The 22,005-nt window shown below is 60.1% G+C and carries 24 protein-coding genes and 1 tRNA gene; 14 read left to right on the forward strand and 11 right to left on the reverse strand.

From position 1 onward, the window contains the following. Nucleotides 1-115 precede the first annotated feature (115 nt). From O2S87_RS11650 to O2S87_RS11660, 3 genes are all read left to right on the forward strand, one after another. A complete protein-coding gene (locus O2S87_RS11650) occupies nt 116-1,162 on the forward strand; it encodes a DUF7544 domain-containing protein (RefSeq protein ID WP_475408963.1) in 1,047 nt (348 codons plus the stop codon). Between the two features lie 102 nt (nt 1,163-1,264). Beyond that, on the forward strand, nt 1,265-3,514 hold the full coding sequence (locus O2S87_RS11655; RefSeq protein ID WP_475408964.1) for an NADP-dependent malic enzyme: 2,250 nt from the start codon (nt 1,265-1,267) through the stop codon (nt 3,512-3,514). Nucleotides 3,515-3,572: 58 nt separating this feature from the next. Further along, nucleotides 3,573-4,043, forward strand: coding sequence for a hypothetical protein (locus O2S87_RS11660; protein WP_475408965.1), 471 nt, complete (start codon nt 3,573-3,575; stop codon nt 4,041-4,043). Nucleotides 4,044-4,198: 155 nt separating this feature from the next. On the opposite strand, the gene O2S87_RS11665 is transcribed toward O2S87_RS11660, so the two are convergent. Then, nucleotides 4,199-4,483: a DUF8072 family protein gene (locus O2S87_RS11665; RefSeq protein ID WP_475408966.1), complete on the reverse strand. Its 285-nt coding sequence runs from the start codon at nt 4,481-4,483 to the stop codon at nt 4,199-4,201. A 231-nt stretch (nt 4,484-4,714) separates the two neighbouring features. Between O2S87_RS11665 and O2S87_RS11670 the strand changes: the two genes are divergently transcribed. The 4 genes from O2S87_RS11670 to O2S87_RS11685 all read left to right on the forward strand — a co-directional run bounded on the left by O2S87_RS11670 (nt 4,715) and on the right by O2S87_RS11685 (nt 7,032). Next, nucleotides 4,715-4,948, forward strand: coding sequence for a DUF8028 family protein (locus tag O2S87_RS11670; RefSeq protein ID WP_475408967.1), 234 nt, complete (start codon nt 4,715-4,717; stop codon nt 4,946-4,948). 81 nt (nt 4,949-5,029) lie between these two features. Continuing rightward, complete coding sequence (locus tag O2S87_RS11675) at nt 5,030-5,617, forward strand: DUF1684 domain-containing protein (protein ID WP_475408968.1); 588 nt, start codon at nt 5,030-5,032, stop codon at nt 5,615-5,617. A gap of 152 nt (nt 5,618-5,769) precedes the next feature. Beyond that, a complete protein-coding gene (locus O2S87_RS11680) occupies nt 5,770-5,955 on the forward strand; it encodes a DUF8178 family membrane protein (RefSeq protein ID WP_475408969.1) in 186 nt (61 codons plus the stop codon). A 69-nt stretch (nt 5,956-6,024) separates the two neighbouring features. Continuing rightward, nucleotides 6,025-7,032: a PrsW family intramembrane metalloprotease gene (locus O2S87_RS11685; protein WP_475408970.1), complete on the forward strand. Its 1,008-nt coding sequence runs from the start codon at nt 6,025-6,027 to the stop codon at nt 7,030-7,032. 54 nt (nt 7,033-7,086) lie between these two features. On the opposite strand, the gene O2S87_RS11690 is transcribed toward O2S87_RS11685, so the two are convergent. Together O2S87_RS11690 and O2S87_RS11695 are read right to left on the reverse strand one after the other, a co-directional pair. Next, entirely contained in the window at nt 7,087-7,437 is a 351-nt protein-coding gene (locus tag O2S87_RS11690; protein ID WP_475408971.1) for a cell division protein SepF, read from the reverse strand. A gap of 342 nt (nt 7,438-7,779) precedes the next feature. Further along, nucleotides 7,780-8,259 (reverse strand): RNA-binding protein, encoded by a 480-nt coding sequence (locus O2S87_RS11695; RefSeq protein WP_475408972.1) that lies wholly within the window; start codon nt 8,257-8,259, stop codon nt 7,780-7,782. A gap of 171 nt (nt 8,260-8,430) precedes the next feature. Here O2S87_RS11695 and O2S87_RS11700 point away from each other — a divergent pair, with 171 nt between their 5' ends. Then, a complete protein-coding gene (locus O2S87_RS11700; RefSeq protein ID WP_475408973.1) occupies nt 8,431-8,724 on the forward strand; it encodes a DUF7562 family protein in 294 nt (97 codons plus the stop codon). A 25-nt stretch (nt 8,725-8,749) separates the two neighbouring features. On the opposite strand, the gene O2S87_RS11705 is transcribed toward O2S87_RS11700, so the two are convergent. After that, a complete protein-coding gene (locus O2S87_RS11705) occupies nt 8,750-10,963 on the reverse strand; it encodes a beta-glucosidase (protein WP_475408974.1) in 2,214 nt (737 codons plus the stop codon). 118 nt (nt 10,964-11,081) lie between these two features. Here O2S87_RS11705 and O2S87_RS11710 point away from each other — a divergent pair, with 118 nt between their 5' ends. Together O2S87_RS11710 and O2S87_RS11715 are read left to right on the forward strand one after the other, a co-directional pair. Further along, nucleotides 11,082-12,413, forward strand: a complete 1,332-nt coding sequence (locus O2S87_RS11710; protein WP_475408975.1) for a ribonuclease catalytic domain-containing protein — start codon at nt 11,082-11,084, stop codon at nt 12,411-12,413. Between the two features lie 69 nt (nt 12,414-12,482). Continuing rightward, nucleotides 12,483-12,614, forward strand: coding sequence for a transporter (locus O2S87_RS11715; protein ID WP_475408976.1), 132 nt, complete (start codon nt 12,483-12,485; stop codon nt 12,612-12,614). On the opposite strand, the gene O2S87_RS11720 is transcribed toward O2S87_RS11715, so the two are convergent. Continuing rightward, a complete protein-coding gene (locus tag O2S87_RS11720) occupies nt 12,615-13,952 on the reverse strand; it encodes a TIGR00341 family protein (protein ID WP_475408977.1) in 1,338 nt (445 codons plus the stop codon). Nucleotides 13,953-14,093: 141 nt separating this feature from the next. Here O2S87_RS11720 and O2S87_RS11725 point away from each other — a divergent pair, with 141 nt between their 5' ends. Both O2S87_RS11725 and O2S87_RS11730 read left to right on the forward strand, forming a co-directional pair. Further along, nucleotides 14,094-14,843, forward strand: coding sequence for a type I restriction enzyme HsdR N-terminal domain-containing protein (locus O2S87_RS11725; protein WP_475408978.1), 750 nt, complete (start codon nt 14,094-14,096; stop codon nt 14,841-14,843). Then, on the forward strand, nt 14,806-15,192 hold the full coding sequence (locus O2S87_RS11730; RefSeq protein WP_475408979.1) for a hypothetical protein: 387 nt from the start codon (nt 14,806-14,808) through the stop codon (nt 15,190-15,192). The genes O2S87_RS11725 and O2S87_RS11730 overlap by 38 nt, the downstream gene beginning before the upstream one ends. A gap of 150 nt (nt 15,193-15,342) precedes the next feature. Here O2S87_RS11730 and O2S87_RS11735 read toward each other — a convergent pair. From O2S87_RS11735 to tuf, 4 genes are all read right to left on the reverse strand, one after another. After that, nucleotides 15,343-15,414: transfer RNA gene (locus O2S87_RS11735), tRNA-Ala, on the reverse strand. Nucleotides 15,415-15,460: 46 nt separating this feature from the next. Further along, nucleotides 15,461-16,024 carry a rhomboid family intramembrane serine protease gene (locus O2S87_RS11740; protein WP_475408980.1) on the reverse strand — a complete coding sequence of 188 codons (564 nt, stop codon included), beginning with the start codon at nt 16,022-16,024 and terminating at the stop codon, nt 15,461-15,463. A 150-nt stretch (nt 16,025-16,174) separates the two neighbouring features. Then, nucleotides 16,175-16,483, reverse strand: a complete 309-nt coding sequence (rpsJ, locus tag O2S87_RS11745; RefSeq protein ID WP_475408981.1) for a 30S ribosomal protein S10 — start codon at nt 16,481-16,483, stop codon at nt 16,175-16,177. Further along, the gene (gene tuf, locus O2S87_RS11750; RefSeq protein WP_475408982.1) at nt 16,484-17,749 is read right to left on the reverse strand and encodes a translation elongation factor EF-1 subunit alpha; all 1,266 of its coding nucleotides are present in this window, start codon (nt 17,747-17,749) and stop codon (nt 16,484-16,486) included. A gap of 231 nt (nt 17,750-17,980) precedes the next feature. On the opposite strand from tuf, the gene O2S87_RS11755 reads away from it, so the two are divergent. Together O2S87_RS11755 and O2S87_RS11760 are read left to right on the forward strand one after the other, a co-directional pair. Next, complete coding sequence (locus tag O2S87_RS11755) at nt 17,981-19,195, forward strand: DUF7345 domain-containing protein (protein ID WP_475408983.1); 1,215 nt, start codon at nt 17,981-17,983, stop codon at nt 19,193-19,195. A gap of 141 nt (nt 19,196-19,336) precedes the next feature. Then, nucleotides 19,337-20,200: a hypothetical protein gene (locus O2S87_RS11760; protein WP_475408984.1), complete on the forward strand. Its 864-nt coding sequence runs from the start codon at nt 19,337-19,339 to the stop codon at nt 20,198-20,200. Nucleotides 20,201-20,325: 125 nt separating this feature from the next. Here the strand turns inward: O2S87_RS11760 and O2S87_RS11765 are convergent, their stop codons facing one another. Together O2S87_RS11765 and O2S87_RS11770 are read right to left on the reverse strand one after the other, a co-directional pair. Further along, complete coding sequence (locus tag O2S87_RS11765) at nt 20,326-21,285, reverse strand: homoserine dehydrogenase (protein ID WP_475408985.1); 960 nt, start codon at nt 21,283-21,285, stop codon at nt 20,326-20,328. Then, nucleotides 21,282-21,812, reverse strand: a complete 531-nt coding sequence (locus tag O2S87_RS11770; protein ID WP_475408986.1) for an amino acid-binding protein — start codon at nt 21,810-21,812, stop codon at nt 21,282-21,284. Before O2S87_RS11770 ends, O2S87_RS11765 begins: the two co-directional genes overlap by 4 nt. Nucleotides 21,813-22,005 lie beyond the last annotated feature (193 nt).

Genomic DNA, 22,005 nt, shown 5'->3' on the forward strand with positions numbered 1-22,005 from the left:
GGATAAAATTAAACGTCACGAGTAAATCCTTACGCAGTATAGTGTTTTCAGCTAGATAAATTTGCCGTGATGAACGCTCAAGAGCTACAGAATCTGACGTTTCTGTCGGTGTTTCTTGGACAGGCTGTGGTACGCAATTGATAGCGTCGACGATGCCATTGATGCGACCCGCTCGTTTTTATCCTCCATCGGACCGGTCGGATGGCTCAAGCTCGCACTGGTTTCGCTCTTCGTCAGTGTGGGCAGTGGAGGCGTCTCATCGCTCACCAACCTGATGAACATTCCAGCGGAGCTCCCAGACGACGGCCCACGACCTGAGCCCGGGGCCGAACTCTTTTCGGACCTTTCGGTGACAGATCCGATGGTAATCGCGTCTATCGTGGGTCTCTTGCTTGTGGTGTTGCTTTTGGGACTCCTTTCGGAAACTCTGCGGCTCGTCGTGTATGACGTCCTTCGAACCCAACAGGTTCGACTCGGTGGGCCAGCGCGTCGACGACTCGGGCAGGCCAGCCGACTGTTCATTTTTAAATTTATTCTTGGCATCGTCTTTGTCGTCCCGCTCGTTCTCATCATTTTGGCAGTGATGGTTGTGGCGAGCGAGCTGTTGAGCGGTACAGCGCTGGTCATCGGAACGCTGGCCGCCGCGGTGTTCAGCGTGGTGTGGCTTTTCGCGTATTTCAGTACGATGCGAGCGACAACCGAGTTCGTCGCTCCGACGATGGTGTCGACTGACTCCGGCGTGGTGGCTGGCTGGCGGCGATTCTGGCCGGTTCTCCGATCGAATCTCGCACAGTTTGCCGTCTACGTTGTCGTCCACTTCCTGTTGCTGCTGGCGATCTCGATCGGTCAGTCGATTCTCGCGTTGGTCGTGTTCGGCATCGTTGGCACGATTGGCGCGCTCGTCGGTCTGGTCGTCGCCAGCGTCGGGTTCGGTGGGGTCGGCGCTGCACTGGGATCGACGTTCGGGCTCGTCGCTGTCGGTTTGGTAACGCTGATAACGCTGCTCGTAGCACTCGTTTTGTACCTCCCTATCAAAGTCATCGTACTGACCTACGTCATGAGCTACGAACTCTCGATGTTGGGGACTGCCGACGAGGAACTGCGAATGCTACCGTCGGATACCACCAACGGTACCGATACCGAGACGTCGACGGCCGTCTAAAAGCGACTTCTGGCTACGGTTTTGTACGAATAGTCGATACATACGAGATCTACACAGTCGATGCATACATAGCTTTTTCAGCCGGCCACGGAATCGCTTGGTATGGGACTTGATGATGACGCACGGGAGTACCACCGACGCGAGCCCCCGGGCAAAATCGAAATCGCAACCACGAAACCGACCAACACACAGCGAGACCTGAGTCTGGCCTACTCGCCAGGTGTGGCTGCGCCGTGTCTGGATATCGCCGATGAGCCGGACCAGGCCTACAACTACACGGCCAAGGCGAACCTCGTCGGTGTCGTTTCGAACGGTTCGGCGGTGCTCGGACTCGGTGACATCGGCCCGCAGGCGTCCAAACCAGTTATGGAAGGAAAGGGCGTACTCTTCAAACGGTTTGCGGACATCGACGTCTTCGATATCGAACTGGCTCTCGACGACCCCGACGCACTGATCGAGACAGTCGCCGCCATGGAGCCGACGTTCGGTGGCATCAACCTCGAAGACATCAAAGCACCAGAATGCTTCGAGATCGAGCGACGCCTCGGCGACCGAATAGATATACCCGTGTTCCACGACGACCAGCACGGGACGGCGATTATCTCCGGGGCTGCCCTGCTCAACGCGGTCGACATAACGGATAAATCGCTTGCCGATCTCGATATCGTCTTTTCCGGAGCAGGTGCGTCGGCGATCGCCACCGCCGAGTTCTACGTCTCGCTCGGTGCCGATCGCTCCAACATCACGATGTGTGATTCCACAGGGATCATCACCGCCGACAGGGCTGATGAACTCAACACGTACAAACGGCAGTTCGCTCGCGACGTCGAGGCGGGAAGCCTTTCGGACGCGCTCGAGGGCGCAGACGTGTTCGTCGGCCTCTCGGTCGGGGGGATCGTTTCGCAGGAGATGGTTCGGTCGATGGCCGACAATCCGATCATCTTCGCGATGGCCAACCCCGACCCCGAGATCAGCTACGAGGACGCCAAAGCCGCCCGCGATGACGACGTGATCGTTGCGACCGGCCGCTCGGACTACCCGAACATGGTCAACAACGTCCTCGGCTTTCCGTTCATTTTCCGTGGCGCGCTCGACGTGCGGGCGACCGACATCAACGAGGAGATGAAGCGCGCGGCGGCGATGGCGCTGGCCGATCTGGCCAAACAGGACGTTCCCGACGCCGTCGTCAAAGCCTACGGCGACCAGCCGCTGCAGTTCGGCCCCGACTACGTGATTCCGAAGCCGCTCGATCCGCGCGTGCTGTTCGAGGTCGCACCCGCAGTCGCCGAAGCGGCGGTCGACACCGGTGTCGCTCGAACCGAGGTCGACCCCGAGCGCTACGCCGAGACGCTGGAAGCCCGACTCGGTAAATCCCGTGAAATGATGCGTGTCGTGCTCAACAAGGCCAAAAGCGATCCCAAGCGGGTCGCGCTCGCAGAAGGGACCGACGAGAAGATGATCCGGGCGGCCTATCAGCTCGAAGAGGAAGGCATCGCCGAGCCGGTCCTGTTGGGCGACCACGAGGAGATCAGCCGTATCGCCGCCCGGCTCGGGCTCTCGTTCGATCCAGAGGTCGTCGACCCCGACGAGCGACGCCTCGACGTGTACGCCGACCGGCTCTACGAGCTTCGACGCCGAAAGGGAATCACCCGCGGGGAAGCCGCCGAACTCATCGCACGAGATACGAACTATCTGGGGAGCGTGATGGTCGAGATGGGAGACGCCGACGCGATGTTGACCGGGTTGACTCACCACTATCCCTCGGCGCTGCGTCCACCGCTACAGGTGATCGGGACCGCCGAAGACGCCGACTACGCTGCCGGAGTCTATCTATTGACGTTCAAAAACCAGGTCGTCTTCTGTGCGGATACGACCGTCAATCAGAACCCTAATTCGGAAATCCTCGCCGAAATCACCAAACACACTGCCGAGTTGGCCCGCCGATTCAACGTCGAGCCACGTGCCGCGATGCTGTCGTACTCCAACTTCGGCAGTGTCAGAAACGAGTCGACGGCGGTCATTCGAGAGGCTGTTTCGGAACTTCACGCCGACTCGACAGTCGACTTCCTCGTAGACGGCGAGATGCAGGCCGATACCGCCGTCGTCGAGGAGATTCTTGAGGGGACCTACGGCTTTTCGTCGCTCGACGGCCCCGCAAATGTCCTGATATTCCCGAACTTAGAATCCGGGAACATCGGCTACAAACTGCTCCAGCGACTCGGGGGTGCCGAAGCCATCGGGCCCATGCTGGTCGGAATGGACAAACCGGTTCACGTGATCCAGCGTGGCGACGAGGTCAAAGACATCGTCAATCTCGCTGGCGTGGCCGTTGTCGACGCACAGGACAGCTAACTCTCCGATTACGAAGCTACTGCATATATTTATGCATTAGTTGAACAGTATCTTCCACATGGTAACGCAGGGATCCGGACACACAGATCCCACCCGGATCACGTCGGGAGAGTATTCAGGGGCGTTGGAGATTGGATTAAAAGACAACACCCATCTCTACTGGCACGTTCCGAACAATCTGATCGTCGAAACGACCGACCCCGAATCGGTACACAACATCGAAGTCGCGTGTCGACTGTCGGCTGAAACCATTGGCAAGTATATCCACCGCACCGAGCGCAACGGCAGCGTCTGGTCGCTCACCGAACTGGGTGAGTTCCTTCGAAACGTTGCCGCGTTCGGAGAGGTTCGCATTCTCACCCTTCGCCAGGAGGAGGCGTACGCACTCTGTCGGATCGCGGATCTCGATACGGCAACCGCTGCTGGGCTACTCGGCATCTCCGAGCGTCTCCTTTCGGACCACCTGTCGACCGCCCAAAAGAAGATCACGTGTGCGTTCAATCTCGTCGAAGCCGTCAACAAACACTGACCGTACTCGGCCAGCATCTCTCAGCGCTGTCTCCCGAAGTAAGTGTGTCCTATTTTGAAGTAGGAGGTTCCTACGATGGTGAAACACACGAATCGTCCACCCTGGTCGAGGCCTCTGCAGTCGACTGGGAGCAGGTATTCGGTCTGCAGAGTCGGTTATTCGAAATCAGCGGCCTCAGCTGCGACAACCGTCCCAATCATCGACCACTCATCGTCGTCGGGACCCTTTCGGCCGACCAGAATCGACTCGTAATCCTCGCTTGATACCAATCTGTACGCCGCATCGTCACCATCTCGGCTTCCTTCAGCCTGGAACTCCTGTTGAAAGAACTCCGTCCACGATAGCCGAAACACACCCTCAGTTCCATCATCGAGCGTGAGTCGAATCGGGTTCGGCGTCACGTTGTGTATCCGTTTTGCAATCGGGTTGAGATCCGCCATACGAGATTGTTTGTGTCGACTCGAATAAACGCTCCCGATTCGGTGGTGTAGCCTCCAGTACTCACTGGCTACCGTCGTACACCCCTCATGTCGGCGTATCAGTGTGACCAGCAAGCGCGATGAGGGAGACAGTATTCCGGTCCTACTATCGCTGCAACAGTCACAAGCTCACCAAACGCTCTCCGGGGTATTTGTTGCTGGCCACAAGTTTCATACGCGGTGGTCCCACTGATGTCGCTCCCGCCTTCGCTTGCCCGCCTCACTCGCTTGGTGCAACGGTTCCCCGTGTCGACTGCGTTGCGGTCTTCGGCTCGCGGTATTGCCTTCTGGACAGCAGTCGCCCTTCCGTTTAGCTATCTGCCACTGTTTACGCTCGACGTTGTTCGACTCTCACTGGAGACGTTTGTCCTCCTCTTGGTGATCAATATCATCGCACTGGTCGTCGGCCATCCACACCATCGATAAGCTGTGCGTTGGGTTGCTGAGTGGTTGGCCACTACCCGCTGTTTCAATGGGGTTAGGTTCGTTCGGAATAGAGGATCAGCAATGACAGATTCAGATAGCGAGCCACCAGCAGACACCGACCGCTGGATGGCAGAAGTCCGGCAGATGCGTGCCGACAAGGACGAGTTTTTCACCGAGCATCCGCAGTCGCCGATCAACCCTGATTACCGCGACTCTTTCGAGGGGTTAGCGTACTTCGAACCGGATCCTGCATATCGTGTTCCGGCCCGCGTTCGGGTGTACGGAAATCCCGACCCGATCGAACTCGACGTGACCGCTGGCGCCCCAATCCGGTATCTCCGTTCGGTGATCTTCGAGTTCGAACTCCGTGGCGAGCGACAACAGCTGGCTGGCTACCGCCAGGAAAACGCTGACGGACGGACGATCTTTATTCCGTTCCGCGACAAGACGACCGGCCAGCAGACCTACGCTCGGGGGCGATATATGGAGATGGAGCCCGACTCCGAGTTGATAAACGGTGATGTGGTCACGCTCGATTTCAATCTCGCCTACAATCCGTTCTGTGCCTACGCCGAGACGTTTGCCTGTCCGATCGCGCCGGAAGAAAACTGGCTGGAGGTCGTCGTTCCGGCCGGCGAAAAGACACCGCCTGCCGAAATCGTCGACTGAGCGGTCCTAGGGTGTCGACCGGCTCAAAAACCGGTCGATCGGTTAACTAGTCGGCTCCTGACTTGGTCGACCTACTCAACTAGTCGATTGGTTCGACACTCCGCGTCGACTGAAGGAGAAGGCTCAATATCGTTCGCTTCTGTCGACGCTATATGGTAGACGTACCGAATCAAGCGGCTGTTGGTGTCGGACTAATGGTCGTCGGCACACTGTTGTTTGTTCCGGCTCTCGGCACTGACGGAAGCACGCTCGTGCTCGGCTTGCTGGCCGTAGCCGCACTGTTGTTGAGTCTGGGAACCTTTCTGTTCGGCACGAGTGAAGCCGGTCGAGCGGTCTAATCTCGCTCCGTTCTGGCTGTCAGTCGGAGTATCGCGAAGACCTTAGTCACTCGCGGTCGATTCTGGGATATGAGCGAGCGTCGGGATCCAGTCGAAGCGGCAGCCGACGAGACCAGGGACCTCTACGACGTTGCGACCTGGGACGAACGAACGTCGATTGACGGCGCCGCTGTTGCACTCTACTGGCTGTTGACACGTGCAGCGAAATGGTTCGTCATTTTGCTTGCGCTCGTCATTCTCGTCGGAATCGGTGGACTGAGTGCCTTTACCGAGCCCGCCATCGGGCTGTTGACCGCACTCTCGGTGATACCTGCGTTGGGGCTCACGATCTACGTCTACTACTCCGATGTGACGACGCGCGAACCGCTTTCGTTGCTCGTCACAACGTTCATTCTCTCGATTCTCTTTGCGACGTTCGCGGCGATTATCAATACGTTTGCCCGCGATCTGTTTGCGCCGCTGGGTGGAGTTGGGCTTGTGCTGTTTTATTTCCTTATTGTCGGCCCGGGCGAAGAGACCGTCAAACTGCTCGCGGTGCGACTGTACGCCTACACTGACGACCGCTTCGACTCTGTGGTCGACGGCGCGGTGTACGGCGCGATCTCCGGGCTCGGCTTTGCGACGATCGAAAACTCGCTGTACATCGTTACCCAACTCCAGGAGGCGGGTGAGCTGGCCGAAATCAGCCTCGGTCTCGGAGCCATCGTTGTCGGGGGCGATATCACGGCCGTGCGTGCACTCGCGGGGCCGGGACACGTCATCTACTCGGCAATCGCGGGTTACTATCTGGGGCTCGCCAAGTTCAACCCCGACAACCGTGGCCCGATTATCGTCAAAGGGCTGCTTATCGCGGCGGTCATCCACGCGACTTACAACACGACAGTCGGGATCGGATCGTTTGCGATCAGCTCGATCACGGGGCTGCCCTCGCTGGCATCGTTTTTCGTCTTCGTGATCATCTTTGACAGCGTGTTCGGCCTCTATCTGTTCCGAAAGATCTGGCAGTACCGCTCGATCTACCGGGACGTCGATGCCGCTGAAACCACCGATCAGGCTCAAGAGGCCTACGACGCCTAAACTCTGATTCGACCACCAAACGACGCCGCTGCTGGACTTTCACCAGTTCCGGTCTTAGAGTTTTTCACGCGAGATTTTGATCCCTGTTGGCGTGATAATGAGTTGGTCGTCTCCCTTCTGGACGATGTCGCCGTTTACTTCCTCGGCGACCTGCCGCAGTTCGTCGATAATGTGTTCGACTGTCCGGTCTTTCGTGCTGTGGCGTGTGATGTCGGCGATAACCAGATCGCCGTCATAGACGGCGTCTTTGATCGGAATAACGTCCTGTCGACCACCGACTTCGGCAATGCGGACCGCTGGGCCTGCGCCACCGGCTGTCGTCTCGAAGCTATCCATATCCAGTTCAACGTAATCCTCGGCAGTTCGCTGATCGCTGCCGCCGAGAATCTTGCTCATGATACCCATAGACAGTATGCGACGGGGTTGAACATTAGTTCTTACGTCAGACGCTGGTGCGTCGGACGAGTAGTCACTGACTACGAATAGGTAGTACCTTCCTGCAAATAAGTAGCCATTTATTATCCGATTAGTAGATACTGCCTACTGACGGTAGTTTGCCAACGAGTCGACTGATGCTGGCATGATGCTCCGTTCTGTGTTCGAGAGATCCAGTAAAACGTGGCTGAGCCGCTCAGTTCGGCCGTTGAATCGAATCCTGCCGTCCGAACAGTTGATCCGCTGGCCAGAGGCAGCGAATCGGGTGGTGATCGATTCGAACTGCTGCGGCAGTGTCGGTAACGAAACCGGTCAGACCGAAAACGTGTACAGCTCATCGCCGACGTAGTGGATCGATTCGACGACTTTGCCCACGTCGCCGACCATCTGTTCACTCTCTTCGAGCGCACGGCCGATCGCCAACACTTTGCCATGTGTTTCCTCGGCAATGGCGACGAGGTCGCCGGCCTCGATTCCGTCGTCGACCTCGACGATGCCGGGTCGCATCACGTCCGCGCCGTTCGAGACGAACGAGACGGCCCCGGCGTCGACCGTGACCACCGACTCGGTGGGCGGGAACTCGTTTGCACCGTGGACGGTGAGAAACGGTTCGCCGTCGAGTTCGGCTATCAGTTGCTCGCCGTCGACGAGAACGATATCGAAATCCGTGTCGCTCAACTCGACCAGTTCGTAGCTATCGCCGTCCACTTCGGAACCGAACGTCTCGGCGAGCGACTCCTGCAACGACGAGATCGCATCGCTGCGGAGGTGGTGTCTCGATTTGACCTGCATGACCGAACCGTGGCCTGCCGACCGAATAAAACGACCGTTCTGGACCAGCAACCGCTCGTGGCCACGACATATCTGGTGTCGTATAGACAAAACCGCCGCCAGCGTCGTCATACTCCCGTCAGACAGGGAGGAACAAACGCTAAGTGGGTCGGTACCAATACATCATTTATTATGTGGAGCACCCGGCACAACCGGGGGAAAAACACGGTGACGTGTCCCGCCTGTGGAGACTCTGTGGCCCGATCGGACGCCCGTGAGTACGACAAGGAGGGAAATCGGTGGGAGCGACACGACAAGCAGTTTGAACACTTCTGCAAGGGGTGTTTCCGTGAACTGTGTCACCAGCCCCGTGGTAATCTTGAATCGACACTCGAACGTATCGAAGAGACGGGGCTCTCACGCTCCGAGTTTCTCGCGCGCTATCTGCGGGCTGTCGACCCCGAGGCCGACGAAACCGAGTTCTAAACCCCCTGTACACGGCTGACTGCTGTTATATACGCTCGCTCTCGAATCGGTTGAGCGTCAGCTGTAGGCGTCTATCAGCCGACGAGCGACCGACGCTGACGGAGTACGATCCGGGATCGACCGTACAGCCACTCTCGCTGTCGTACTGACCCAGCGCACGCTCATCGAGATCGAGGTCGACCGTTCGACTCGCGCCCGCAGGAACCTCGACGGCCGCAAAACCAGCGAGTTCACGCAGTGGACGAACGAGCCCATCAACGGTTGTCATTTGACCGTCATTCTCTGGACCAACGTAGGCTTGGACGACCTCGATCCCGTCGCGGTCGGTGGTGTTTTCGACGGTTACTGAAACCGCGGGCTCGTCGCTGTCGTCGACAGTCAGCTCCCGATACTCGAAGTCGGCGTACGACTGACCGTGACCGAAGGGGTAGGTTGGTTCTACGTCGGTCACATCGAAATGCCGGTAGCCGACCAGGAGGCCTTCGTCGTAGTTGGCCGTGCCGTCGACACCGGGAAAGCGGCGCTCGTCGGCCGTCGGATACGCCTCGGCGGGCGCGAACGTCACTGGGAGCCGACCGCCAGGGTCGCAGTCGCCGTACAGCACCGCCGCGATGGCCTCGCCGTGGGCCTGGCCGGGATACCACTGGGCGCAGATGGCGTCGACGGCCTCTCGCCACGGGAGTTCGACCGGCCCGCTCGAATTGACGACGATGACCGTCCGTTCGGCGGCATCGGCGACCGCCTCGACGAGTTCGTCCTGCTTGCCGGGCAGTTCGAGGCTCTCTCGGTCGGCGGCTTCGGTTGCCGTATCGCGGACGAACACGATCGCGACATCGGCCGCGCGGGCAGCGTCGACCGCGTCGTCGACGGCCCGTGCGTCGCTTCGGCTGACCGTGTCATCCGCCGGTTCTTCCTCGTCGAGCAGACCGTCGAACAGAGACACCGGCTCGATTCTGTCCATCCCATGTGCAACGTCGACCGTCCCGTCCACGCGGGCGCGGATTCCCTCGACAGGGCTCGTCTGGGCGAACGGTGTCGTCTCCGAGGAGCCACCCCCGCCGAGAATCGCCTCGTCGACGTTCGGGCCGATCACGGCAACGTCGGCGGTCGAATCAAGCGGCAACGCAGCCTCGTTTTTCAACAAGACGGTGCCGCGGGTTGCGATCTGCTCGGCGAGTTCGCGGTGTGCTGGGATGTCGTCAACGTCTCCTGGATCGGTACTTGAATCCGCACCGCTGTCGTCCACATCGAGCAAGCCGAACCGCTCCATCTGGCCGAGGACGCGGGCGACCATATCATCGAGCCGTGCTTCGGGAACCTCGCCCGAAGCGACCGCCGCGGCGAGATCGTCCCTAAACAGCCCGCCGCTGTCGACGTCGGGCATCCCCTCGGCGATAGCCGGATCCATCTCGTCGGCGACGCTGTCAGGGTCAATGCCCATCGACTCGAACTGTTCTTCCAGGCTCGTACCGGGCATCTCCACGTCGAGCCCGCCGGTTGCAGCGCGAATGGCCGACTCGGTGCCGAACCAGTCGGACATCACGAAGCCGTCGAACCCCCACTCGGCTTTGAGCACCTCGCGGACAAGCTCCTGGTGTTCGCTCATGAACGTCCCATTCACCTGGTTGTAGGCGGTCATCACCGCGCCCGCTCCGGCGTCGACGGCCTCGCGAAAGCCACGGAGATATAACTCACGGAGCACCCGCTCGTCGACCGCGGCGTTGATCTGGGCACGGCGGGTCTCCTGGTTGTTGGCGACGAAGTGTTTCGGAGTCGCGATCACGCCCTCGGACTGGATCCCGTCGACCATGGCAGCCGCAAACCGGCCCGTGACGACTGGGTCCTCGCTGTAGTACTCGAAGTTCCGTCCACAGTGCGGGACGCGAATAATGTTTAGACCGGGCGCAAGCAACACGTCCTGGTCGCGGGTGGCGGCCTCACGAGCCATCGCTCGGCCCTGTTTGCGGGCGAGTCCTGGATCGAAACTCGCGGCGAGTGCAATGGTGGCCGGAAACGCCGTCGCCGGGCGTTCGGTGCGGATTCCGAGCGGGCCGTCTGCCAGTCGAAGCTCGGGAATATCGAGTCGGTCGACGCCCGGAAGGTAGCCGGTTGCGTTGCCCGCGGGGTCGACCGCGCCGCAGACGAGCGAGCGCTTCTCGTCGCGTGTGAGTTCGTCGAGCAGCTCGCTGACGTGGGGACTCGGCCTGACAGCATCGCCCGGTTGCTGTGAGTCGGACATGGCGGTCGACGTGTGCCGTGTGAGTTAGTCGCTTGGGTCTCGGTTGGTCAGCGGTACGAGGGACGAAACAGCTACCGCGCCCGACACGTCTTTCTATCCAACCCTCATTAGCCAACGTATGTCAGACGAACAGGCCCACGCCGGAACGGCCGAGGGCCAAGGGCCGGTCAGGGTCACCGAGTCGATTGCCGACAAGTTGGCGGCCAAACGCGAGGATCTCTTCGAGGAGTTCGAACTCCGCGACGATTTTCCGGGCGACGTACTCGTCGAAGCCCGCAAACGAACCGAGGATGTCTACGACGAGATCGAGGGCGAACTCGACCACCGACAGGATCTCCGCGACCTCACGACGTGGACGACCGACCCAGCCGACGCCCAAGACTTCGACGACGCGATCAGCATCGCCGAAGACGACGAATACTACACGCTGTGGGTTCACATCGCCGACGTCAGCCACTACGTCCATCCCGGCTCCGAGATGTGGGCCGAAGCGCTCAAACGCTGTAACACGATCTATCTCCCGGCCTACACGGTCCATATGCTTCCGCCCGTCCTGGCCGAGACGGTCTGTTCGCTCGTGCCCAACGAGGACCGACTCGCCCACACCGTCGAGATGACGATAGATCGTGAGACCCTTTCGTTCGAGGAGGTCGACATCTACAAATCGGTCATCCACAGCGACGAGCGGATGACCTATACCCAAGCCGAAAACCGGATCGACGAGGAGGGAGCCCCGCTCGGCGAAGAGTGTGCGCTCGTCTTCGAGTTGGCCGAACAGCTCCACCAGCAACGAAAGGAGGATGGCTCGCTTGTCCTCAATCCCTCGCGGGATCGCGCCCACACCATCGTCGAAGAGTGTATGTTGAAAGCCAACAAGGCCGTCACTCACGAGCTGATGTGGGGCCGCGGCGTCGAGGCGATGTACCGCGTCCACCCCCAGCCGACACCCGACCAGTGGAACAAAGCGCTCAGAGAGATCCAGGAGCTGGAGGGCGTCAGCATCCCCGGTGGGTCGTGGGACGACCCCCGGAAGGCGGTCAACGCCGCCCTCGAAGAGTCACCGGGCCGCGCGCTTCGGAAAATTCAGCGGGCGGTGCTGAAAGTCATGCCACGCGCGAAATATATGAACGACCCCTTCGGCGGCCACCACGCGCTGAACTTCGATATTTACGGGCATTTCACCAGCCCGATCCGTCGACTCTCCGATCTCATCAACCACTGGATCGTCCACGAAAACGACGTACCCGAGAACCTCATCGAGCTCTGTGATCGGGCCTCGGACAAACAAAAAGACGGCGAGACCTGCGAGCGACTGTACAAACAGTATATGCAGGAGATCCATCTGGATCCCCATGCGATCAACAACCGTGGGTTGGAGGTGCTCTCCGAGGAGGAGATCGCCGAGTTGGACGACGACGAACGCGAGCGAATCCACGGCGTCGACGCCTGATTCTCATCTTCAGCCGACTGTCGACTGATTGGCCACAGTGATTTTGCCGATGTCGACCGGATAGCCCACATGGTCAGACTCAGCACGATTGGCTTTCTGCTCGGTATCGTCCTGTTTTTCGTCCCTGTCCCGCCCTTTGCGATGATCGCCTCGATTCTCGTCCTCTTGGCATCAGTCGTACTCAGACTGCTGGGCAAGTAACTACTCGCCGGTGGGTGGCTGTGGAACCACCTCGTCGGTCGAGCCCTCGCCGCGCTCCTCGGCGACGACGTACTGGATTTCGACACGCACCGGCTCGTCGATTTCAGCGGCCATCGACTCGTAGATCCGGTCTGTGAGCTCGGCATCCGGGCCGGGGTCGAGCCCGCGGATCGTGACGATTACCCTGTCGACCGATCGGATCGGGTAGTCGTCCGCCCGGACGATCTCCACGTCGTATTCGATCACTGCATCGTACTGGGAATCAGAAACAACCCCGGCAACCGCGCCCTCCGCAGCGGCTTCCGACTGCGTCGTCTCGAACTCGTTGAGCGTGATTCCGGCGAGCGGAACCGTCAACAGGAGGAGACCCACGGCGAAAACCATCGCGTAGGTGTAGGTCGACCGGCGCGTGGGCGAGACCTCGAACAGTCCCTGTGGGCGGTAGCCCGCGACCCAGAGCGTCGCGAGCGCGGCGGCGTTGATCGACAGCAGATTGACGATGACGAGAATGAACGCGCCGAGTGTCGCGCCGTACATCCCCCAGGCGGCGGTGATTCCGACGGCGGCCGACGGTGGGATGAGCGCGGCGGCGATCATCACGCCCACAATGGCCTCCGAAAAGCCGCGAGTCAGACTCAAGATTCCGGCGACGCCCGCCCCGAGTGCGACGAGCACTGAGAACAAGGTGGGTGAAACGCGTTCTTCGAGTTCGGCCACGAGGACGATGTCGACGCCAGCCGGTTCGAGCCCGGCCAGCCGTGCGAGCAATCCGAGTGCGACCGAGGCAGCGATGACGACCGAAACGCCGAGGGCCTGGTAGCGAAACCCCTCCGAGCGGAGGGCGTCGTCGCCGGTGACAATACCGATGCTAGCGGCCAGCGCGGGGCCAAGCAGTGGCGCAATCACCATCGAACCGACGACCACGGCCGGAGAATCACTCAGCAGGCCAGCGGTGGCGACCGCGGCACTGATCAGCAGCATGATGACGTAGATCGAAAGCGAGGGCGTGAACTCGTCGGCCTTCGCGCGGAGGACCTGCCGAGAGGTGCGTTCGCCCTTGGCGCCGCCCTGGCTGTACTGCTCGCGGACCGCGCCGAACTCCTCGGAAATCACGGTTTCGGCGTTGATCACGATCACGCGGGATTCGGGGATGTCGGCCTCGGCAAGTTTGTCCAGGATCGACTCGACCGCGCTGTTCGGCAAGGGGAATCGGACCACGTCGCTGAATCGCTCGCTGCTGGTTTCGTCGCTCATGACGTAGTTGATGCCCGCGTCGTCCAGGACCGACAGAACCGCCCGACGACGACCCTCGGGGATCGTAATTTCGAGATAGCGCATTGGCTGGGCTGTCGGCAAGCAGACGGGTAATGCTAATTCGCGGTTGTCGACTGGTAAGCAGTATCTAACAGACTTCTACCAAATTGGTAGAATTACATTGTTTGCGTTATTTTAAAACGGTTCGTTGAACATACTCTAACAATGGATCGAGACGGGAACGATGAGTACGTCGACCGCTGCCAGCAACTCATCGAATCCTCTCCACAGATGGACGAGGAAAATACGAAGGTCAAACTCGTCCAGCCGTTTTTAGAACTGCTCGGCTGGGATCTTTACTCTACGGAAGTCGCTCTCGAATACACCATTCCGATGGCAACCGGGAATACACACGTCGACTACGCGCTCCTCATCGGTGATTCGCCAGTCGTGTTCGTCGAGGCCAAGCCGGTTCGGTCAAAGCTCACCGATAGCGAGGTCCAGCAGTTGCGGAGCTATATACGACAAGAACTCGACGTCGACTGGGGGATTCTGACGAACGGGAAATCCTTCGAGGTGCTGACGAAGAACCAGCAGAACGGCGGCGAAGAGGTCTCTGTCGTGCAATTTGATCTCGACGACCTCGCCGAAAGCCCAGGTGTGTTGGAGCTGCTCACGAAGGAATCGATCCGGTCGGGGAAATCCGACGAGATCGCAGAACAGGTGGGACAGACGAACCGAGCGATTCGGCATCTCCAGGACAACGAAGACAGCGTTACCGACGCGATCACCGGGGCAGTCGAATCGGAAGTCGGTGAGCTAACGATTGATCTCGAAGAACAGTGTCGTGAGTTCGTGCAGAATCTCGTTTCGGTGCTTCAAGAACAGCGACAGTTCGTGAGTGAGGCACCACCAGCAGACTCCGAAACGTCACCCCATGATTCGGACACTGACCCCCCAAGAAAATGGTACTGAGACGCAGGGATACGTGATCAAGGTCTCCGACGGGAAGCGGATTCCTGAACGCGGGGCTGTGATCCATACGAGACAGAATCAGAACATGGGTGCGGCAGTCGTCTATTTGATCGCCGAACATGGCCTCATAGATGCAGTCGACGTGCCACACTTTCCGCCGCAGGCTCGCAAGAATTGTACAATCAATATCGAGCCAAACCATCCCGATGGTGACGAAATGAGGGTCCCATACGGGCTAATAAACGGCTACTACCTGCACACATCGCTTAATATACGGGGTAAAAAAAGCCGCACTCGTGACCTCGCAGAACGGGTCGGGCTATCTGTTGAGTTCCTCAGTGACTGGTAGGGCATCAAATCCATGCTTACGCTGGACTCGTCGGGATTTGAACCCAGAACCAGACGTGCTCGCTGACGCTGCGCGCGACTGGTAGGGCTTCAAATCCACGCGTTCGCTACGCGAACGCTAAGTTCGCCATTTCTTCACTGCGTTCAGAAATGGACTCGCTGGGATTTGAACCCAGGGCCTCTTCCTTGCGAAGGAAGCGATCTACCGCTGATCTACGAGCCCGCACCCGAAGAAAGTCGACTCCCGCACTTGTAGTTTCTGTTTCGCCCTACGTATCCAACAGCCCGACTGCGCCCGCCAGCAAGCCCAGAAATAGCCCCGTGAAGTGGGCCACCAGCGCGACGCCCGGTCGACCGGTCGCCACCGTCACCACCAACGCCGCCAGGCCGAACAGCGCGAACTGCGCCCGTGGCGAGAGTCGCACACGATCCAACAACGAGGCCGTCACGACGTTCCCGGCCAGCAGGTAGCCAAACAGTCCAAACACCGCCCCGCTCGCGCCCAGGACCGCCGTACCGGGCCCAAGCAAGCCAGTCGACACTACCTGTGTGATCCCCGCAAGCGCACCGACGATGAGGAAAAACAGGTGGAATCGCCAGCGCGTTGTGCGGCGTTCGACCAGCAAACCAGCGAGCAGCAGTGCGAGGCTGTTCGAAATCAGATGGCCGATTGAGGCGTGGGCATACACGTTCGTCACGATAGTCCAGGGGTCAGCGGTGATCGGTGGGGCGAGCACGAACAACCCGACGAGCCCGACGAGACTGGCGACCCCCTGGAGTGCGAAGACAATAATAAAGATGCTAAGGGTCTCCAGGGTGGGACTCCGCGTCATACTGTTGCTTGGTCGACCAGCCTCAAAAACGGACCTGTGGCTCACCAGTATAAAACAAATGAAAAGTCTAGAGGCGCGGGACGCCTTAGCGCCGCGGAGTTCGGTCGCAGGTCGACGAACGAGCCGCGACCGCTCGGTACCGGAGACCGCTTAGTCTTCGAGAACGATCTCGATGCTCACGTCGTTGGGCACCTGCACACGCATGAGCTGTCGGAGCGCACGTTCGTCGGCATCCAGATCGATGAGCCGTTTGTGAACGCGCATCTCCCAGTGCTCCCACGTCGCAGTCCCTTCGCCGTCTGGCGACTTCCGCGATGGGATGTTGAGCTTCTTCGTCGGCAGTGGGATCGGGCCACTCAGCGTGACACCGGTCTTTTCTGCGATCTCTCGGACATCGTCGCAGATGTTGTCGAGATCCTCGGGGTGTGTGCCAGCGAGGCGGACGCGTGCTTGCTGCATTTATCGCTCGTTGACTTCCAGCACTTTGCCTGCGGCGATGGTCTGGCCCATGTCACGGACAGCGAAGCTGCCGAGCTCTGGGATCTCGCCGGATGGCTCGATGCTGAGCGGTTTCTGCGGTCGAACGGTCACGATTGCGGCGTCGCCGGACTTGATGAAGTCCGGGTTCTCTTCGGCGACCTCACCCGTCGCGGGGTCGAGCTTCTGGTTGATCTCCTCGATCGTACAGGCGACCTGGGCGGTGTGGGCGTGGAAGACAGGCGTGTAGCCAGCGGTGATGACCGATGGGTGCTGCATCACGACGAGCTGGGCCTTGAACGTCTCTGCGACCTTCGGTGGGTCGTCGGCCGGACCACAGACGTCACCGCGACGGATGTCGTCCTTGCCGATACCGCGAACGTTGAACCCGACGTTGTCGCCGGGGCCAGCCTTGGGCACCTCTTCGTGGTGCATCTCGACGGTCTTGACCTCGCCGCCAACATCGGACGGCTGGAACGAGACGTTGTTGCCTGCTTCGAGCTCACCGGTCTCGATTCGTCCAACCGGGACGGTACCGATACCGGAGATGGTGTAGACGTCCTGGATCGGGAGTCGGAGCGGCGCGTTTGTCGGCGGCTCGACTTCCGGCAGGTCGTTGAGTGCTTCGAGCAGGGTGTGACCGTCGTACCAGCTCGTGTTCTCCGAGCGGTCCGAAATGTTGTCGCCCTCGAACGCCGAGATCGGGATGAACTCGGCGTCGTCGACGTCGAAGCGGACCTGCTTGAGGAGCTTCGAGACTTCTTCTTTGACTTCGTTGTACGTGTCTTCGCTGTAGTCGACGACGTCCATCTTGTTGACGCCGATGATCAGCTCGTTGATCCCGAGCGTTCGGGCGAGGAAGACGTGCTCGCGGGTCTGCGGGGCGACACCGTCGTCTGCTGCGACGACGAGCACCGCGTTGTCAGCCTGCGAGGCACCGGTGATCATGTTCTTGACGAAGTCCCGGTGACCTGGACAGTCTACAATCGTGAAGTAGTACTTGTCCGTGTCGAACTCCTGGTGGGCGATGTCGATGGTGACACCGCGCTCTCGCTCTTCGGCGAGGTTGTCCATCACGTAGGCGAACTCGAATCCACCTTTGCCTTTTTCTTCGGCTTCTTCTCTGTGCTGTTCAATAACATGCTCTGGGACGGATCCTGTCTCGAACAGGAGTCGTCCGACAAGCGTGCTTTTGCCGTGGTCGACGTGGCCAATGATGGCCAAGTTCTGGTGCGGTTTCTCACTCATGGTAAGTAACGCGCTAAGGCGCTCTGTGGGGATTCTTTTGACTGATTGCCGTAAAACCATTTCGATACGTCTCCCCAACCATACCCGCGCCGTCTTGCGGTTTGTGCGAGCAAGTGACATGCACACTGTCAGTATCTCGGTGGTGATTGGCCGACGCGTCGACCCCATGCTCGCGACGACGACTGGCTCCGAGTACGTACCTTTTTGCACAGCTGACTGTAACGAAGGATGATGGACACAAGTCCCCGGTGTCGTGGCTCGGTGGTGGCTCTCGTCTGCCTTGGAGTCATGACACTCATCGTCTGCAGTGGGGGTGTAGGTATCGCAGCGCCAGCCGAGGAGTCCACATCCATTCTCCCGCAGCAAGACGTCGTGGATGCCGACGAGATTCGGATCTCGATCGATATCGAGGCGGATGGCTCTGCAGAGTGGCGATTCGAGTTTTGGCGTGTGTTGGATGACGACAACAGCACCGAGGCGTTCGAGTCGTTACAGACCGATATCGAGGCTGATCCTGGCACCTACACCATGCCGTTCGCAGACCGAATCAACACCACGGTCGACTCGGCGAGCAACGCAACCGGCCGAGAGATGGCCGCCAGCGAGTTTTCGATCACTACCGACCAGCAGTCATTGGGCCGGGAGTACGGCGTCGTCGAGTACGAGTTCGAGTGGACCGGCTTCGCGAACACCGAGGGCGACGAACTCGTTGTTGGCGACGCAATCGAGGGACTCTATCTCGAAGACAACACCCGTCTACTCATCGGATGGCCCGACGGCTACGAACTCCAGTCGACCGCCCCCGAACCCGACAGAGAACGTGAGAACGCGGTGATCTGGGAGGGATCGAGCACGGAGTTCATCTCAGGCGAGCCGCGTGTCGTGATCGCGCCCGCGGGAACCGGCATCGGTCTCGGAACCATCGCCGGTGGTCTGGGTCTCGTGGCACTGCTTGCTGGACTCGGCGGCTGGCTTCTGCGTCGCCGGTCGACAGACGAATCGACCGAACCTGACGAACTCACTGGAGTTTCCGGACCTGACGACCCCGGAGACAACGCATCAGCACCCTCGGCACCGAATGTCGACACGGCCTCGGTCGACGAGGACGAACAACCCGGGCCGAGTCCATCGGCCGAACGGCCTGAATCGACCGAACCAACCGAATCCGACGCCGAAGGTGGGGAGTCGACACCGACCGAACCGACGTCGACTCCCGAGCCCGATCCGTCCCTGCTGAGCAACGAAGAGCAGGTCATGCGGCTGTTGGAAGCTAACGGCGGTCGGATGAAACAGCAGACGGTCGTCGAGGAACTCGATTGGACCGATGCCAAGACGAGCAAGGTTGTGAGCAAACTCCGCGACGAGGGGGCACTCGAATCGTTCCGGATCGGCCGTGAAAACGTCTTGACCACGCCAGACGACGACTTCGGAGAGATCGACCCATGACGGTCCGCACACGTCGACTCTTCGTCCTCGATTCCCCGCCAGAACTCACCGGCAGCGTCGACCGCCAAACCGGCCGAAAACCGAGGAAAATCGGCGATACTGACGTCACCATATATGAATACAGGGGAGGTAGATAGATCTATGACACACCGGATCGGGTCGATTCTCATGGCCGTGGCACTCGTGAGCGCGCTACTGGCGGTGCCGCTGGGCGTCTCTGCAGCGGTCGGTCAGACCAACACGGAGACGGCCGACAGGACGAACGAGAGCGAAAGCCTCGCCCCTGGTGAACGAATGGGGAGCGTCGTCGGTATCCAACAGGCCGACGTCGACGGTGACCTCTCGAATCGGACCTACGCAGCGAAACTCGAAAAAGCCGAAACCGACGAGGAGCGAGCGGATGTGGTCGCCGAACAGCGCGACGAGATTAGACAGCGACTCGGCGCCCATCAGGCAACACTCGACGAGCTCCGAACCGAGCGCGAGGCTGGAAATATCTCCGAAGGAGCCTACCGTGCGAAGGTCGCCACGCTTGCGGCCGAGAAATCCAGCACCGAACGGGCCGCAGATCGAGCCAGCTCGACCGCACGAGATCTCCCGGAAGACGTGCGTAGAGACCGCGGCATCAGCGTCGACGAATTCGACGAACTCAGAACCACGGCGAGCGAACTCGGTGGAAGCGAAACCGCCGACATCGCTCGTGAAGTCGGTGGCTCGAACGCCAATGCCACTAGTGAGAGCGCATCTGACCGACCTACAGGCGAAAACGTGACCGAGAACTCAATCGGCGACACACAGACCAATGCCACTGGGAATTCAGTGTCGACGAACGACACCAGCGAGCGTAGTGCCAGTGGAGGCAGTGAGGAAGCTTCTGGCGGCGAGACGACCACCGATGGGGGCGAAACCGCCAGCGACGACCACACAAACAGCGAGGAGCGCGGTGCGCCCACTGACGACAGTGAACCTCGCAACGAGAACAGCGACCCGAACCGCGCTGAATAGCAGCCGAATACCCAGCGACGGAGGTAGAGCCCGTTTTTCCGGATTCAAATAGCTGATCGTTAACGGCCAGTATAAATACCTGTAGAGCAGGACAGCAACCCAAAAAACGAACCATTCTTTGTGGGTTATTCTGCCAGTCGACTCACGTCCGAGAGCACGGCAGTCGCCGTTTCCGGGCCACCTGCCCCTCGACCGCTGATGTTCAGCCGACCGGCGTGGGTCGTCTCTAACTGGACGATATTCAGGGTGCCAGTCACCGACAGCGGACCATCGTCAGGGACGAGCCGTGGGCCAACGCTGACGCCCTCGGGCGTCGACTCACCGATCAGGCGGATCGTTCGGCCATCCTCGGCTGCGAGATCGAGTGCCGTCCCCGGAATCTCGGTGATCCCGTCGACGGCGGCGTCTTCGAGCGTGAACTCCTGGTCGCCGTCGGCCAAGACGTTCGAGAGAATCACGAACTTGAGCGCGGCGTCGATCCCCTCGACGTCGAACGTGGGGTCGGCCTCGGCGACACCGAGGTCTTGGGCCTCGGCCAGTACGTGCTCGTAGTCCAATCCTTCGGCGGCCATCCGCGAGAGGATGAAGTTCGCCGTCCCGTTGAGTACTCCTCGGGCGGCGGTGATGTGGGTCGGGCCGAAGTCCTCGATGGTCGAGCAAATCGGAATCGCTCCACCGACGGTTGCCTCGAACCGGATCTTCCCGTCGCTGTTGGCCTCCAACTCCCGGAGTTCGCTGTACCGCTCGGCGACCGGACCCTTGTTCGCGAGTACAACGTGTTTGTCGCGCCCGAGCGCGTGTGCGACGTGCGAGAAGCCGGGTTCGGCATCGCCGAGCGTTGTCGGTGTGGCTTCGACCAGCACGTCGTACTCGGCATCGAGTGCGGCGTCAGCGGGTTCGTCGCCGACTATGCCCTCGTCACGTTTGCGCTGGAGGACCGCAGCCGCGTCGACACCCTCGCTGTCGACGACTGCCGACGAGGAGTCCGCCACGGCCGTGACGGTATGACCGTACTCCTCGGCGAGTTCGACGACCGACCGGCCGACCGCACCCGCGCCGAGCACGGCGAGACGTGCGCCGCTCATTGGCTCGCCTCCGTGAGTGGTTCGATAACGTGAAGTTCCTTGTCCGATGCAATCTCCCGGAGCTTGGTTACTGCATCCTGTGTCGTCCCGGATCGGGTTTTGAGCCGGAGTCTCGCACTCGACGTCTCGTCGCGGCCACGCGGAGCCGACAGCGAGAAATCCGTGAGCGAGGCGTCGGCGCAGGACTCGATTTGTCTGAGCGTATCCGAGAGGTCGGTGTCGACGAGATGTCCCACGAGGATGACAACGAGCTCTTCGTCGTACCGCTCGGAGCCGGCCTGAATAACGTTGACGCCAGCGTCTCGAAGTGAGTCGACGATGGTCTCGAACCGATGTGGCACACACGAGACGTCGACCTCGACCGGGATGTGACCACGCGGCGTGAGGTTCCCGCGTTCGTGGTAGATCGACAGCAGGTTGCCGCCGGCCGCCGAGATCGGTTCCAGCGCACGAAGCAGTTCGCCGGGTTCGTCGACGAGCTCCAAGCGCACCGTGTGTGTCTGGACCTCGCCGCCGGTGTCGCTCATTGGGTCACCTCCGAACTCATCGGGGCTGTTGTGTCCGACTGCCAGCAGATTATCTGTCGTGCGATGCTGACCTGTCGGACCGCGGCTGACGTTCCCGTCCGCATATACATCAACCGTCTTTTTTGGGCAGGTATAAGACTTCGTTGACCGAACGCGTGGCGATATGTCGACAACCGGAACAACGAAACTTTTG

The sequence above is a fragment of the Halohasta sp. A2 genome, assembly GCF_056175805.1.